The organism is Amycolatopsis azurea DSM 43854, from assembly GCF_001995215.1.
In the GTDB taxonomy this organism is placed as follows: Bacteria; Actinomycetota; Actinomycetes; order Mycobacteriales; family Pseudonocardiaceae; genus Amycolatopsis; species Amycolatopsis azurea.
Genome location: NZ_MUXN01000013.1, coordinates 63,918 through 78,140 on the forward strand (window position 1 = coordinate 63,918; position 14,223 = coordinate 78,140).

Annotated in this window: 11 protein-coding genes; 3 read left to right on the top strand and 8 right to left on the bottom strand. The window is 68.7% G+C overall.

The window, feature by feature from the left end:
• Nucleotides 1-131 precede the first annotated feature (131 nt).
• Nucleotides 132-1,316, bottom strand: coding sequence for an amino acid deaminase/aldolase (locus B0293_RS17655; protein WP_005161707.1), 1,185 nt, complete (start codon nucleotides 1,314-1,316; stop codon nucleotides 132-134).
• Between the two features lie 103 nt (nucleotides 1,317-1,419).
• Here B0293_RS17655 and B0293_RS17660 point away from each other — a divergent pair, with 103 nt between their 5' ends.
• Entirely contained in the window at nucleotides 1,420-2,718 is a 1,299-nt protein-coding gene (locus B0293_RS17660; RefSeq protein WP_005161710.1) for a D-arabinono-1,4-lactone oxidase, read from the top strand.
• Here the strand turns inward: B0293_RS17660 and B0293_RS17665 are convergent.
• The 5 genes from B0293_RS17665 to B0293_RS17685 all read right to left on the bottom strand — a co-directional run bounded on the left by B0293_RS17665 (nucleotide 2,715) and on the right by B0293_RS17685 (nucleotide 9,894).
• Complete coding sequence (locus B0293_RS17665) at nucleotides 2,715-3,662, bottom strand: ribose-phosphate diphosphokinase (RefSeq protein WP_005161713.1); 948 nt, start codon at nucleotides 3,660-3,662, stop codon at nucleotides 2,715-2,717. The two genes, B0293_RS17660 and B0293_RS17665, sit on opposite strands and share 4 nt — an antisense overlap.
• A 61-nt stretch (nucleotides 3,663-3,723) precedes the next feature.
• Nucleotides 3,724-4,374, bottom strand: a complete 651-nt coding sequence (locus B0293_RS17670; protein ID WP_005161721.1) for an NAD(P)H-binding protein — start codon at nucleotides 4,372-4,374, stop codon at nucleotides 3,724-3,726.
• A gap of 19 nt (nucleotides 4,375-4,393) precedes the next feature.
• Nucleotides 4,394-5,044 (bottom strand): hypothetical protein, encoded by a 651-nt coding sequence (locus tag B0293_RS17675; RefSeq protein ID WP_005161723.1) that lies wholly within the window; start codon nucleotides 5,042-5,044, stop codon nucleotides 4,394-4,396.
• Between the two features lie 351 nt (nucleotides 5,045-5,395).
• A complete protein-coding gene (locus tag B0293_RS17680) occupies nucleotides 5,396-7,666 on the bottom strand; it encodes a serine/threonine-protein kinase (RefSeq protein ID WP_005161725.1) in 2,271 nt (756 codons plus the stop codon).
• Entirely contained in the window at nucleotides 7,657-9,894 is a 2,238-nt protein-coding gene (locus tag B0293_RS17685) for a protein kinase domain-containing protein (protein ID WP_005161735.1), read from the bottom strand. Before B0293_RS17685 ends, B0293_RS17680 begins: the two co-directional genes overlap by 10 nt.
• Nucleotides 9,895-10,012: 118 nt before the next feature.
• Between B0293_RS17685 and B0293_RS17690 the strand changes: the two genes are divergently transcribed.
• Nucleotides 10,013-11,083, top strand: coding sequence for an HpcH/HpaI aldolase/citrate lyase family protein (locus B0293_RS17690; RefSeq protein ID WP_005161740.1), 1,071 nt, complete (start codon nucleotides 10,013-10,015; stop codon nucleotides 11,081-11,083).
• Nucleotides 11,080-11,934, top strand: coding sequence for an HpcH/HpaI aldolase/citrate lyase family protein (locus B0293_RS17695; RefSeq protein ID WP_005161741.1), 855 nt, complete (start codon nucleotides 11,080-11,082; stop codon nucleotides 11,932-11,934). The genes B0293_RS17690 and B0293_RS17695 overlap by 4 nt, the downstream gene beginning before the upstream one ends.
• Here B0293_RS17695 and B0293_RS17700 read toward each other — a convergent pair.
• Nucleotides 11,931-12,638 carry a hypothetical protein gene (locus B0293_RS17700; protein WP_005161744.1) on the bottom strand — a complete coding sequence of 236 codons (708 nt, stop codon included), beginning with the start codon at nucleotides 12,636-12,638 and terminating at the stop codon, nucleotides 11,931-11,933. The two genes, B0293_RS17695 and B0293_RS17700, sit on opposite strands and share 4 nt — an antisense overlap.
• 200 nt (nucleotides 12,639-12,838) lie before the next feature.
• Nucleotides 12,839-14,218 carry an amidase gene (locus tag B0293_RS17705; protein ID WP_005161747.1) on the bottom strand — a complete coding sequence of 460 codons (1,380 nt, stop codon included), beginning with the start codon at nucleotides 14,216-14,218 and terminating at the stop codon, nucleotides 12,839-12,841.
• Nucleotides 14,219-14,223: the final 5 nt, after the last annotated feature.

A 14,223-nucleotide genomic window follows, 5' to 3' on the forward strand; every position in this document is an offset into this window, starting at 1 on the left:
GTCCACACCCACCCACAGTTGTGGACAACCTCGCCCCTCCCACCTCCGGACCCCCTTCCCCGACACCCCCTCCCGATACGCTGGTGCGGGGCGCGCCCCCCTGGGAGCGGTGGGGGGTGGGGTCCGGCGGGTCAGCCGAAGTTTTGGGACTCGCCTCGGTAGGTGGGGACGGTCCGGTCGACGCGGTCGCCGATGACGACGTGGTAGTGCGTGAAGCGTTCGGCGAGTTCGCCGGCCTTCGCGTGACGCAGCCAGACGCGGTCGCCGAGCCGCAGGTGGCGGGCCGCTTCGCCGGAAACGGGGGTCTGCACTTCACCGGCGCCTTCGAAGCCGAGCAGCGAGAGACCTTCGGGCAGGTAAGGCTTGGGCTGGCGCGAAGACTCCGTAGGGCCTGAAGCGATGTAGCCGCCTGAGAAGAGCGTCGCGACCTTCGGTGCCGGACGCCGGACGACAGGCAGCGCGAACATCGCGGCCGGGCGCGGCGAGAAGTGCGCGTAGCCGTCGAAGAGGGTCGGCCCGATCAGACCGGAGCCCGCCGCGATTTCGGTGACCGCCGCTTCGGCGCCGGTCGATTCCACGCTGCCGCTGCCGCCACCGTTGACGAACTCCAGATCCGCCAAGGCCCGCACGGCCTTCACCGCGGCCGCGCGGCGTTTCGCGATTTCCACAATGGACTTCCGCTGCATCCAGCCGATGGCCGAGTTCTTGAGCCCACTGCCCGCCGCGTCGCCGAGCCCGGCGATCTGACCTTCGTACGCCATCATCCCGACGAGCCGGAAACCCTTGCGGGACAAGATGGTCCGCGCCAGATCCGCGGCCTGTCGCGGGCTGAACACCGGCGAGCGCCTGGTGCCGATGTGCACTCCGGGCAGCGGCCGCCACGAAGCGTCGAGTTCGAGACAGACGCGGATCTCGGGATGTCCTTGCCCCAGCGCGGCATCGACCAGATCCAGGTGTTCGGGCGAATCGACCATGATCGAGATCGCCGCGCGCGCCCGGTCGTCCGCCGCGAGCCGCCGCAGCGCGCCGTGGTCGGCGGTCGGGTACGCCACCACGATGTCGTCGGACGTCCCTTGCTCGACGTGCCAGACCGCTTCGGCGAGCGAGTAGCACATGAGACCTTCGAAGCCCGGCCGCGCGAGCACCCGTTCCAGCAGATACCGGCACCGGACGGATTTGCTGACCACGCGGATCGGCTTGCCGTTCGCTCGCCTCAGCAGGTCGGCGCCGTTCGCGTCGAACGCATCCAAGTCGACAACCGCGAACGGAGGATCCAGGTCCTTCGTCGCCAAGTCGTACACCGTCGCACTGGTCACCCGAACTAAGGTACGACAGAAGGGCTTGAAACGCGAATACTATTCACTTACTGTTTCGGCACTCGAGCATCTCAAGAGCTGAACCTCACGGAACGGTGGGCGCATGACTCGGTGGACCAACTGGGCCGGAACCGCGGCGGCCTCGCCCCTGCGCGTGCACCGCCCGCGCGGCACAGAGGAGATCGCCGAAGCGATCGGCCGGTCCGCCGCGGACGGACGGCGCCTGCGCCCGCTGGGCAGCGGCCACTCGTTCACGGCGATCGCCGCCGCCGATTCGGACGCCATGGACCTGACCGGCTGGACCGGCATCGCCTCGGCCGACGTCGAGAAAGGCCTGGTCACGGTCCGCTCGGGCACCACGCTCAAGCAGCTCAACGCCGAACTCGACGCGCTCGGGCTGGCGATGACCAACCTCGGCGACATCGACGCGCAGACCGTCTCGGGCGCGATCTCCACCGGCACCCACGGCACCGGCGCCCGGCTCGGCGGGATCGCCACCCAGATCGCCGCGCTCGAACTCGTCCTCGCCGACGGCACCGTGGTCACCTGTTCGGCCGACGAACGCCCCGATCTCTTCTCCGCCGCGAGGGTCGGCCTCGGCGCGCTCGGCGTGATCACCACGGTCACCCTGCAGTGTGAACCGTCGTTCCTGCTCTCCGCCCAGGAGCGCCCGGAGCCCCTCGAAGAGGTCCTCGAAGGCTTCGACCGGTTCGCCGACGAGAACGACCACTTCGAGTTCTACTGGTTCCCGTACGGCAAGAACGCCCTGGTCAAGCGCAACAACCGGCTCCCCGCGGGAAGCGCGCACAAGCCGCTGGGCAAGGTGAAGGAATTCGTCGACTACGAGATCACGGAGAACGTCGCGTTCGGCGGTCTCTGCCGTCTCGGCCGCGCGGTGCCGAAACTCGTGCGGCCGCTCGGCCGGTTCGCCTCGAACATCCTCTCCGCCCGCGAGTACAGCGACACCTCGCATCGCGTCTTCGTGACGCATCGCGGCGTGCGGTTCGTCGAGTCGGAGTTCGCGATCCCGCGCGAAGCGCTGCACGACGTCTTCTCCGAACTCCGCGCGTTCGTGCCGAAGCTGGAGAACCCGGTCGCGTTCCCGGTCGAGGTGCGCGTCGCCGCCGCGGACGACATCTGGCTTTCGACGGCGAACGGCCGCGACTCCGCCTACATCGCGATCCACCAGTTCGTCGGCATGCCCTACCGCGAGTACTTCGCCGGGTTCGCGTCGATCGTCGGCGAGGTCGGCGGCCGCCCGCACTGGGGCAAGATGCACGACCTCGACGCGGCGACGCTGCGCTCGCGGTACCCGCGGTTCGACGACTTCTCGCGGGTCCGCAAGGAGGTGGACCCGGCCGGGGTCTTCACGAACACCTACCTCGACCGGGTCCTCGGCTAAGCGGTTTCGAACAGCGCGCTGACCGACTCCCCGTTGTGGATCCTCCGCATCGCCTCCGCCAGCGCGGGTGCGATCGACAGGACCCGCAGCTTCGGGCTCTGCTCCTCCGGCGGGATCGGCACCGTGTTGGTGCAGACGATCTCCAGCACGTCGTCCTGCTCGCCGATCCGCTTCAGCGCGCCACTGGAGAACAACCCGTGCGTGCAGGCGACGCGGATCGAGCGCGGCTTCAGCTCCCGCAACTTCGAGAGCAGCTCGATCACCGTGCTGCCCTTGGCGATCTCGTCGTCGAGGACGATCACGTCGCGGCCGGTGATCTCACCGATCACCGAGCTGATCTCGACCCTGTCGTCGGCGAAGCGCTGCTTCGCGCCGGCCGCGACCTGAACCCCGAGCAGCCGGGCGAAATGCGCGGCCTCCTTGGCGTTGCCGAGATCCGGCGAGACCACGGTGGTCGCGGACAGGTCGTACTGGCGGAAGTGCTTGGCCAGTTCCTGCAACGCGTGCAGGTGGTCGACCGGCACACTGAAGAAGCCGTGCACCTGCGGCGAATGCAGCGTCATCGCGAGGACCCGGTCGGCGCCGGCGGTCGCCAGCAGATCGGCGACGAGACGGCCGCCGATCGAGATCCGCGGCGCGTCCTTCTTGTCCGACCGCGCGTACGAATAGTGCGGCATGACGACGGTGATCCGCTTCGCCGACGCGCCCCGTGCGGCGTCCAGCATCAGCAGCAGTTCGACGAGATGTTCCTGCACCGGCCGCACCAGCGGCTGGATCAGGAAGACGTCGCGCTCGCGGCAGTTCGCTTCGAGCTGGACTTCGAGACAATCGTTGGCGAACCGCTGCACCTTGACGGGATGCAGCGGAACACCGAGCTGGGAGCAGATCTCTTCGGCGAGCTCGGGATGTGCGCTGCCGCTGAAGACCGCGATGTCCTCGCGCAAGGACTTTCTCCGTTCACTTCACTGACGGATTACGTCCACACACTAGCCAGGAGCGGGGCTTTCACAGAGCGGAAACGGCCTGAGAGATAGCAGTATCACCTGAGATCGTTTCGAGGACGCGGCCCGCGGTCGACGGATTGTCGAGCAGTGCGACGAGGACCGCGGCGACGTCCTGACGGGGAATGGGTCCGCGTCCGGTGGATTCGGCGATCACGATCTCGCCGGTTCCCTCGTCGTTCGTGAGCTGTCCCGGCCGCAGGATCGTCCATTCGAGATCGCGGGCGCGCAGATCGTCCTCGGCCGCCTTCTTGGCCTTGAGGTAGATCCGGAAATCGTCCGGGACGTCCGCGGTCTCCCATTTGTCGGCCCCCATGGACCCGACCTGGATGTGCCGACGGACGCCCGCCTGTTCCGACGCCGCCGCGAAGAGTTCCGCGGCCGCCCTGTCCACAGTGTCCTTGCGAGCGGTGCCGCTGCCGGGACCGGCGCCCGCCGCGAAGATGGCTGCGTCGGCACCGTCGAGCGCTTTGGCGACGGCGTCCACATCGGACATTTCCAGGTCGAGGACGACGGCTTCCGCTCCCGCCGCTTCGAGATCGGCGACGTGGCCGGGATTGCGCACGATCCCCACCGCCTGATCACCGCGTGCGGAGAGGAGCTTCTCCAGCTTCAGCGCGATCTGTCCGTGTCCACCGGCAATGACTACTCGCATGGACCCGACAGTAATGGGTTCAGTCGACTTCGGCAGGGAGCTCGGTTTCGCGCAGCAGCTGGTCGTAGACGATCTCGTTGACCAGGCGCGAAACCGGGTCCTCGTCCAGGATCATGCGCTCGTTGTGACCCTCGAGGTCGAGGTCGGTCACGGCGTTGGGGTCGGCGGTGACGATGCCGAGCCCGTAGGCGCGGGCACGCGGGAGGCAGTTGCCGACGTAGTCTTCCGTCAATACGGCTGGCGATGGGAGCACCATCGCGGCCTCGCCGTAGCGTGCGAACGGAACCGCGGAGGCCATCGCGGTGCGCCAGTGCCGGGCGACCGCGAGGACACCGATGATCTCGGCGGCCGGCGCGGGTGCGGTCGCGGCCAGCTCTGGCCATGTCCAGGTGTCGACGGTGGCGCGATCGACGACGGGACCCATGCCCATCGCGATGCGCTCCGCGTGCACGTCGGTGCGGAGCCGGGCGACCACGCAGATCTTGCGGCCGAGCACGGTGGTCTCCGGCAACACGATGCCGTTCCAGCCGAGCAGGGCCGCCGCCTTGCGTGAAAGCTCCTCGACGCTCGCGGGCAGTTCGATCGGCGGCACCACCCGGCTCGGCAGTGACCGGCTGCGCTTCGCGCCACCGGCGACCGTCGAGCTCTCCATATTCGGTGTAGCCGCCACGTTCCGCCTCCTTCGAACCTGGTTTCCCTAAGGCTCTTCATCCCGTGCCACCTCGGTGGAAGCGGCACATGAACTGTCTAACAGGGCGGGGAGGCGGCGGCGCCGGACAACGGGAGTGGCTGCGATCGGCGGCGCCTTGCGATCGGTGACCGGTCGGTAGGCGGTCGTTCGACTTCAGTCCGACCGTGCCGCCAACCGAGTGAGAACGAGGTAAGTGGTGTTACCGGTTGTCTCCGAACGGTCACGAGTACGGACTGACCGACAGCGAACACTGGCACGGCAAGGGAAGCAAAACGTTAGGCCATTCGGCCCAGTGAATAGTCATTCCACTGTGGACCATCGCAGGTCAGGTCAGGAGATCGTCGCCGCGCGGAGGAGATCTTCGACGCCCGGCGTCCGCCACTCGTCCATCACCACGACTTGCCTGTCCGCAACGAACCAGATCCGCTGGGTCACTTTCGTCTCACCGCTTCCGCCCGTCTGTCCACGAGGAACACACTGGATCGTCCACTCTTCGTAGGACGCCGTCGCCTCGCCCACCGGTGCGGTGGCGGAAGCCGTGCGCTCGGCGTCACCCTCTTGGCGGAGGTCCTTGCGTTCGGCGGCGTTGCAGGCCCGGCCGCCCGCGCTGCGCCGGTAGAACTCACCGGGCCGGTACGGCGGCTGCTCGGCGGATTGCTGGGTGTTGTCCGTGATCAGGACGTATTTGCAGTTGAAGTACTTCTTGGGGTCCGGGCAGCCCGGAGCGACGAGCACCTTCTCCAGTCCCTGCGAGACCACTGTCCAGTCCTTCGGCAGGTGCAGGGTCAGCGCGCCCGCCGACACGTCCGTGAGTCCTTGCGCGGGCGGGGCGGACGACGTCGCTTTGACCGTCTTCCCGCCGGTCACGCCGTCGACGAGGGCGGGGCTCAGCAGGTCGGCCACCTTGTCGTAGGGCAGCGTGTAGTCCTGGACACCGCAGGCCGTGGAGAAGCCGAGGTCGGTCAGGTTGACGGTGATCTCGACGGCCGTCGGCGCGAAGGCGAGCCACACCTTCGGCTCGTCGGTGAGGTCCGCCGACTTGAGGGGCCGGAACGGGAAGACGCTGGTCGGGGCGCCGCACTGTTCCTTGTCGGGCCAGATCCGCTCGGTGAGCCGTCCCATTCCGTCGTCCGAAAGGACGCCGGGGGCGAACAGCTCGGCGGGGCTGAGCGCCCTTCCCTCCTTCAGGTCGACGGTCACCGCCGCGCGGCCGTAGCTCCAGGTCGGATGCGGTTTGTTCTCGAGGTCGTGGGTGTAGCGCACCGAGAGGTAGCGGTCGTTCTGCGAGCGCACGTCGGCCTTCGTCAGCAGCTTGTACGGGCCGCGTTCCGGCTCCAGTCCGGCGGCGCCGGGGCCGGTCTTGCGGTTCCACGCGTCGATCGGCGCCGTCAGCGCGTCGTTGACCCGCTTCAGCCAGCCTTGATCCGGCGACCCGGTCACCTCCGGGTAGTCCCCGCTGTAGGGGATGTTCGTGCCGGGCACCGTCCCGGTCCGCGTCTTCATGGCGACCTTGAGCGCGACGGCCTGCTGAGAGGTCGGCGGCGGCTGCGGTGGCGGGGTGCTCGCGTCGGAGAAGACGACCACCCCGCCGACCACGGCGGCCGTCGCGGCGACGACGCCGACGGCGATCTTCAGCCCGGCCGCGATCCCGCCGGTCGACGCGGCCACCGCGCCCGTTCCGGCGGCGGCGACGCCCGGAGCGGCCGCCGTACCGGCGCCGAGCAGGACCAACGGCGTCGCGGCGGCGAGCACACCGGTCGCCTTCGCCAGCCGCGACCAGCCCTTGCGCTCCCAGTCTTCGCCGTACCCCGCGCGGGCGACGCGTTCGAGTTCGCCGACGAACGTGAGCGCGTCGGCCGGCCGTTTCGACGGATCCTTCGCCATCCCCGTCGCGACGATCTCGTGCACCGGCTCGGGGACTTCGCCGAACGGGATGGGCGCGTGTTCGTGCAGCGTGCGCAGCACCTCGGTCTGTTCCGCCTCGTACGGGCGATGACCGGCGACGCACTGGAAGAACACGCAGGTCGCGGCATAGACATCGGTCGCGGGAGTGGCTTGCCCGCCTGCCCATTGCTCGGGCGCCATGTACGCGGGCGTGCCGACGGCCGGGCCGCGTTCACCCGCCAGGACGGCCGTGCCGAAGTCGACCAGCTTGCTCTCGCCGGTGTCGGCGACGAGGACGTTGGCCGGTTTGTAGTCCCGGTGGACGACGTTCGCGGAGTGCGCCGCCGCCAGCCCGAGCAGCGAACCTTTCAGGACCGCGAGAGCCGCTTCGGGTTCGAGAGCGCCTTCGGCCTGCAGCACCGCGCGCAGCGAGACGCCGTTGATCGCCTCCATCACGATCGCGGCGCCCTGTGGCGTCTCGAAGAACTCGTACAGCTTCACGACGTGCGGGCTCATGACGCGGTGCAGCGCCAGCGCCTCCTGGCGGAACGTTTCGAGATAGGCGGGCTCGGCGGCGAAGCGGGAGAAGAGGTACTTGATGGCGACGACGTGGCCGGTGTTGTCCTGGCGCGCGAGCACCACCCGGCCGAAGGTGCCCGTGCCGAGCTGCTCCAGCTCGGTGAAACCGGGCAATCTCCACTCGTCGCTTAGTTCCATCTTGCCTCTTCCAGGATTTTGTCGAGGCCTGGAGTGTTCCATTCGTCCACGATCACGAGCTGCGTTTTCGGCAGGAACCACACTCGCTGGATGACCGTACCGCCGCCGGAGCACATGAGCCGCCACTCCTCGTAAGCGGCCTTCTTCGTGCCGACCGGTCGGAGGTCCTTTTTCTGCTGGATGGGCGAACCCTGCGTTTCGCCCGGTGCCCCGACGGAATGGCACGGACGCGGACCGGTGGACCGGTTGTACGGCTTGCCCGGTTCGTACGCCGGGGTGGCCGCGTCGACGCGCGAATTGTCGCTGAAGACGACACCCGCGCAGTGGAACGGCTGCATCCCGCTGTTCGAGCACCCCTCGGCGGTCACCAGGTAGCGCTCGATGGGCGCGCTGGAGAGCAGCCACCACTTCTCCGGCGTGGTGATGGTGAAGGCGCCGACGTTGTCCTCTTTGGTCCGTTCGCCCTGCGTGCCGCCGTTCGCGAGGCCGAGCAGGTTCTTCACCGAAGGACTCATGAGGTCGGTGAGGCGCGCGTACTCGGTGGTGACCTCGGTCGGATCGCAGACGCGCGGGTAGCCGAGCGCGGAACCGTAGACGTAGAACCGCATGCCGTTGGCCGTGGGCGCCGCTTGCAGGATGGAGTCGTAGTCGAAGGTGTACCGCGCCGAAAGCGCCGTCGCCGGGAGGTGTTCGGGCGATGTCGGCTTGTCGGAGAGGCAGTCGCCCGGCCTCGCCGAGTCGAGGATCAGGTCTTCGAGTTTCCGCATCCGCGCGGCGGTACCGTCGACGTTGTCGAAGAGGTGCGCGCCGGAGATCTGTTCGCCCTTGGTCAGGTCGATGACGATCGGGCGGACGCTGAACCCGCCGTGGTTGCCGAACTGGGTGGAGTCGATCGAGCGTTTGTAGACGACCGAGACCAGCTTGTCGTCCTGGCGCAGGATCTCGGCCTCGGTCTTCATGTGCGGGATGTCGCCGTCGGGTTCCCGCTGCGGCTGGTAGCTGTCGGGCCAGAAGTTCTCGAGCCAGCCGTCGATCGGCGCCATCAGCGCCTTGTTGACCCGGTCTTCGGCGGCCTTGTCCTTAAGGCCGCTGATCCGGACGTACTTGCCGTTGTAGTCGAAGCCGTCGAACTTCTCGGTGCGGGTGAGCAGGTCGACCTTCATCGCGGAGAGCGTCGTGGCCGGAGGATCGTCGCTGTTGGCGTTGATCACCACGACGGTGCCGACGGCGGCCGCGGTGACGGCGGCGACCGCGGCGGTGACCTTGAGGCCGACCGCGATCCCGCCGCCGGTGGTCACCGCGACACCGCCCGCGGCGCCACCCGCGACGACCGGCGCGGCGGCGGTCCCGGCTCCGAGCAGGGCCAGCGGGGACAGCGCGACCAGGACACCGGCGCCCTTGGCGAGCCAGTGCCAGCCGTTGCGCTCCCAGTCTTCGCCGTACGCCTTCCTGGCGGACGACTCCAGTTCGGCGACGAACTCGGCCGCGCCCGACGGCCGCTGGGTGACGTCCTTCGCCATGCCGCGCGCGATGAGGTCGCGGACCGGTTCGGGCACCTCGCCGAACGGGATCGGCGCGTATTCGTGCAGCGTGCGCAGCACTTCGGTCTGTTCGGCCTCGTACGGCTTGTGCCCGGCGACGCACTGGAAGAACACGCAGGTCGCGGCGTAGACGTCGGTCGCCGGGGTGGCGATCCCGCCCGCCCACTGCTCGGGCGCCATGTACGCGGGTGTGCCCGCGGCGACCCCGGCCTGCCCGGCGAGCACGGCGATGCCGAAGTCGACGAGCTTGCTCTGCCCCTCGCGGGTGACCAGGACGTTGGCCGGTTTGTAGTCGCGGTGGACGGTGCCCGCGGCGTGCGCGCCGGCGAGGCCGAGCAGCGAGCCCTTGAGGATGGCCAGCGCGGCTTCGGGTTCGAGCTTCTCCTGGCGGCCGAGGATCTCTTTCAGGGAGATTCCGTGAACGGCTTCCATGATGATGGCCGCACCCTGCGGGGTCTCCACGAACTGGTGCAGACGGGCGATGTGGGGCCCCGAAACGCGGCTCAGGACGTGGGCCTCTTGGCGGAATTCGGCCAGCCGTTGCGGGTCTGCCGCGAACTTCGCGTACAGGTATTTGACGGCCACGACCTGCGCGGATTCATCGTGCCGGGCCAGGACGACCCGCCCGAATCCACCTTCACCGAGCGACCCCATCTCGGTGAAACCCGGCAAGGTCCAGTCGTCCACAGATTCCTCCGCGATTCCCGATCGTGTCCCCTTGGAGGTGAGCTGCGCCGCAGCGGTTCCCCGCCTTCCGGGTTTAGGGTTACTCGTCGGTCACATAGCCCGTTGCGATGGAGGAACGATGCGTTCGCCGAAGGATTTCTTCGCCCCGCTCGCGGTGGGGGCGCCGGAACCGCTCCGCCAGATCCCCGTGCCTCCTTCGCGGATGATCCACTTCTTCGATCCCAGCAACGAGAAGATGGCCGCCAAGGTCCCGGATCTTGCCAAGAAGGTCGACGTCCTGCTCGGCAACCTCGAGGACGCGGTGCGCGCCGACCGCAAGGAGGCAGCGCGGAACGGGCTCGTCTCCATCGCGAAGGCGACCGACTTCGGCAAGACGCAGCTGTGGACCCGCGTCAACAGCCTCGACTCGCCGTGGGTGCTCGACGACCTGATCACGCTGGTCACCGAGATCGGCGACAAGCTCGACGTGATCATGGTGCCGAAGGTCGAAGGCGCGCAGGACATCCACTACGTCGACAGGCTGCTCGCGCAGCTCGAAGCGCGGGCCGGGCTGACGAAACCGCTGCTGGTGCACGCGATCTTGGAGACGGCCAGCGGCGTCGCGAACGTCGAGGAGATCGCCGGCGCGAGCCCGCGGATGCAGGGCATCTCGCTCGGCCCGGCCGACCTCGCGGCCAGCCGCCGGATGAAGACCACCCGGGTGGGTGGCGGGCACCCCGGTTACCTGGTGCGCACGGACCCTACCGGCGAGGACCTGAACGAGGGGCGCACCACGTATCAGCAGGACCTGTGGCACTACACCGTCGCGCGGATGGTCGACGCCTGCGCGGCGAACGGGATCCTGCCGTACTACGGGCCGTTCGGCGACATCCGCGACGTCGTGGCCTGCGAAGACCAGTTCCGCAACGCGTTCCTGCTCGGCTGCGTGGGTGCCTGGAGCCTGCACCCGGTGCAGATCGACATCGCCAAGAAGGTGTTCTCGCCCTCGCCCGAGGACGTGGCCTGGGCACGGCGCGTGATCGCCGCGATGGGTGACGGCACCGGCGCGGTGATGATCGACGGCAAGATGCAGGACGACGCCTCGGTCAAGCAGTGCCGGGTGGTCGTCGAACTCGCCGACGCCCTGGCCGCCGACGACCCCGAACTCGCCGCCGCCTACGACACGGCCACCAAGGAGGCTTCCGCATGAACCCCCGGCGTTCCGTCCTCTACATGCCCGGCGCGAACGAAAGAGCGCTGGAAAAGGCCAAGACGCTCGACGCGGACGGCCTCATCCTCGACCTCGAGGACGCCGTCGCGCCCGACGCGAAGGAAGCCGCACGTGAACGCGTTTGCGCCGCCGCGTCGTCGAAGGAGTACGGCTCGCGCGAGGTGACCATCCGCGTCAACGGCCTCGACACCGAATGGCACGACGCGGATCTGCGGGCCGCCGCGCAAGCGGGCCCGGCCGCGATCGTGGTCCCGAAGGTGAACTCCGCCGCCGAGGTGCACAACATCGAGCGCGCGCTGGAACTCGGCGGCGCGCCGGACCACACGAAGATCTGGGCGATGGTCGAGACCCCGGTCGCGATGCTGCACGCCGAGGAGATCGCCGCGGCGTCCGAGCGGCTGACCGTGCTGGTCATGGGCACGAACGACCTGGCGAAGGAACTGCACGCCGAGTTCGTCCCCGGCCGCGCGCCGCTGCTGGGCGGGCTCTCGCTCGCGCTGCTGGCCGCGCGGGCGACCGGCAAGGCGATCCTCGACGGCGTCTACAACGACGTGAAGGACCTCGAAGGCTTCGAGGCGGAATGCCTGCAAGGGCGTCAGTTCGGCTTCGACGGCAAGACGCTGATCCACCCGGCTCAGCTGGAGCCGTGCAACCGGATCTTCGCGCCCTCGGAGGAGGAGATCGCGCGGTCGCGCAAGATCATCTCGGCGTTCGAAGAGGCGCAGGCGGCCGGGCAGGGCGTCGTGACCGTGGACGGGCGGATGATCGAGAACCTGCACGTGGAGAACGCGCGGCGGATCCTGGCGCTGGCCGACGCGATCGCCGGCTAGCGAGGACGTGCGGCCAACAGCCGGGTACAAGAGCTGTTGGCCGCGATGTAGGCGGCTACCTGCGGAGAGATGAGCGCAGCGAGGCTCTGCAAGTCTTTCCAGTGCGCCTGGACGTCGAGAGCGAGCAAGGGCTCGTGATGAGCGACGCGGTTGCGAAGCCTGTGCAAGCGCTCGACATGTTTGTCGACGTCACGCCGGTCAGTCCCGGCACAAAAGGCCAGGTGCAGGAACGGAATCCACAGCGGGTCGTGATGACGTCTCGCGGACAGATACCGCCAGAAGTCGAAGCTGAGCTCGGCGATCACCTTTCCGGGCGACGGTGGCGCAGCCGGTTCAGCGGGCCGCCTGATCTTCGGGGTCGCGTTCCTGATGGCTTCGGCCATCAGCCTTCGGCTTGTCTCGTTGACGTCGTACCGCGTACCGTTCGCCGCCTTCTGCCATCGCGACGGGAAGATGGTCGTCGCTTGGAAGACCCAATGTGCCGTCCCGTCCGCGACGGCGTTGCCCAATGCCCGGTCATAGGCGTTGCGCAGGGCCACTTCCAGGTGACACAGATCGTGATGGAACGCCGCGGATATGGCCGCGTTCCACTCGTACAAGCGCACGGCTCGCTCGCGGTCCTGGTTCGCCGCTCGCAGGTAGACCTCGAACCTCGGCTTCGACAGCCAGGTTTCGATCCAGTCCCCCGCGCCGGCGCTGGTCACTCTCGAAACTCCTCTGCTAAGCTGGTTGGCGAATAGCCCCGGATGGCCCCTGACCTGCTGGTCATGTCACCGGGGCTTTGATCTTTTCTATTGCCGACCGGCAAGGCAAAGTCGCCCGAGCTCATGCGTTTCGTCCTCTGAACGCGGTAGTTGGCGGCGCGAACTACCGCATTTAGAGGACGAATTGCGTGGGGGGTGGGTCAGGGCCAGGGGCGGGGAGTGGGGCGAAGGGTTTCGTAGGCGGCAGCGGCGCGGAGGACGTCGAGGTCGGCGAAGCGGCGGCCGCTGATTTGCAGGCCGACGGGCTGGTCGTCGCTCGTGTAGCCGCAGTTGATCGAGACCGCGGGCTGGCCGGACATGTTGTACGGCACGGTGAACGCGATGTGCTCGAACGGGCGGCGCGGGTCGTTGGTCGGCGAGGGCCAGTCGGCGGGCGGGGCCGAGACCGGGCAGGTCGGCGACAGGACGACGTCGAAACGTTCGGTCTCGCGCAGGGTCGCGACGGCGATGGCGTCGATCTGGGCGAAGCCGCGATAGGCGTCGACACCGCTGACGTCGGCGCCACCGGCGGCCCAGTCTGCGATGTACGGCAGGACCTTCGCGCGGCGGTCTTCGGGCAGCGCCGACATGTCCGACCAGGCGCGCACGCGCCAAAACGTGTCGAGCCCGTCGAGCATTTCCCGGCGCAGGAACGGATCCACCGGTTCGACGACGGCGCCCGCGGCTTCGAAGGCCCGGGCGGCTTCGGTGACCGCGGCGAGGATGTCGGGCGAGACCGGGAGTCCGACGCCCGGGTCGAGGTGCAGCCCTATCCGCAGGCCTTTGACCTCGCCGGACAACGAAGCCCAGTCGAGCGCAGTCGGCGGCAGCGAAAGGTGGTCGCGACCGTCCACACCGGACAGGACGCTCATCAACAGCGCGGTGTCGGCCACGGTCCGCGTCATCGGCCCGGCGACGCGGCCGAGGAACGGCGGATCCACCGGCACCCGGCCGAAACTCGGCTTCAGCCCGACCAGGCCGCACCAGCCGGCGGGCAGCCGGATCGAGCCGCCGATGTCGGTGCCGACGTGCAGCGGGCCGTAGCCGGCGGCGGCCGCCGAACCGGCACCCGCGCTGGAGCCGCCGGGCGTGCGCGCGGTGTCCCACGGATTCCGCGACGCGGTGTGGAAACTCGACAGCCCGGACGTCAGCATCCCGTAGTCCGGCATGGTCGTCTTGCCCAGCAGAACCCCGCCGGACTCGCGCACGCGAGCGCCCGCAGGTGCGTCCTCGGGCGCGGGCGTCAACGCGGTGGCGGCCGTGCCGAGCGGGACCGGCGTGCCCCGGGTCGCGATGTTCTCCTTGAGAGTCAAGGGAACGCCGTCGATCGGGCCGAGCGGTTCCCCCACGTGCCAACGGCTTTCGGACGCCTTCGCGTCTTCACGCGCACCGCTCGGGTCGTACGCGTAGAGCGCGTGCAGGTCGGGTTCGCGCGCCTCGACACGGGCGAGGACCGCTTCGGTGACCTCGACCGGCGACAACGTCCCGGCGCGGTACCGGGCGACCAGTTCGACGGCGGTCAGATCGGGCAACTCCGGCACAGCAA

Bases quoted from the DNA above. Each gene is read 5' to 3' on its own strand.
- B0293_RS17660 (WP_005161710.1), top strand. From the start codon at position 1,420: ATGACTCGGTGGACCAACTGGGCCGGAACCGCGGCGGCCTCGCCCCTG.
- B0293_RS17670 (WP_005161721.1), bottom strand. From the start codon at position 4,374: ATGCGAGTAGTCATTGCCGGTGGACACGGACAGATCGCGCTGAAGCTG.
- B0293_RS17680 (WP_005161725.1), bottom strand. From the start codon at position 7,666: ATGGAACTAAGCGACGAGTGGAGATTGCCCGGTTTCACCGAGCTGGAG.
- B0293_RS17690 (WP_005161740.1), top strand. From the start codon at position 10,013: ATGCGTTCGCCGAAGGATTTCTTCGCCCCGCTCGCGGTGGGGGCGCCG.
- B0293_RS17695 (WP_005161741.1), top strand. From the start codon at position 11,080: ATGAACCCCCGGCGTTCCGTCCTCTACATGCCCGGCGCGAACGAAAGA.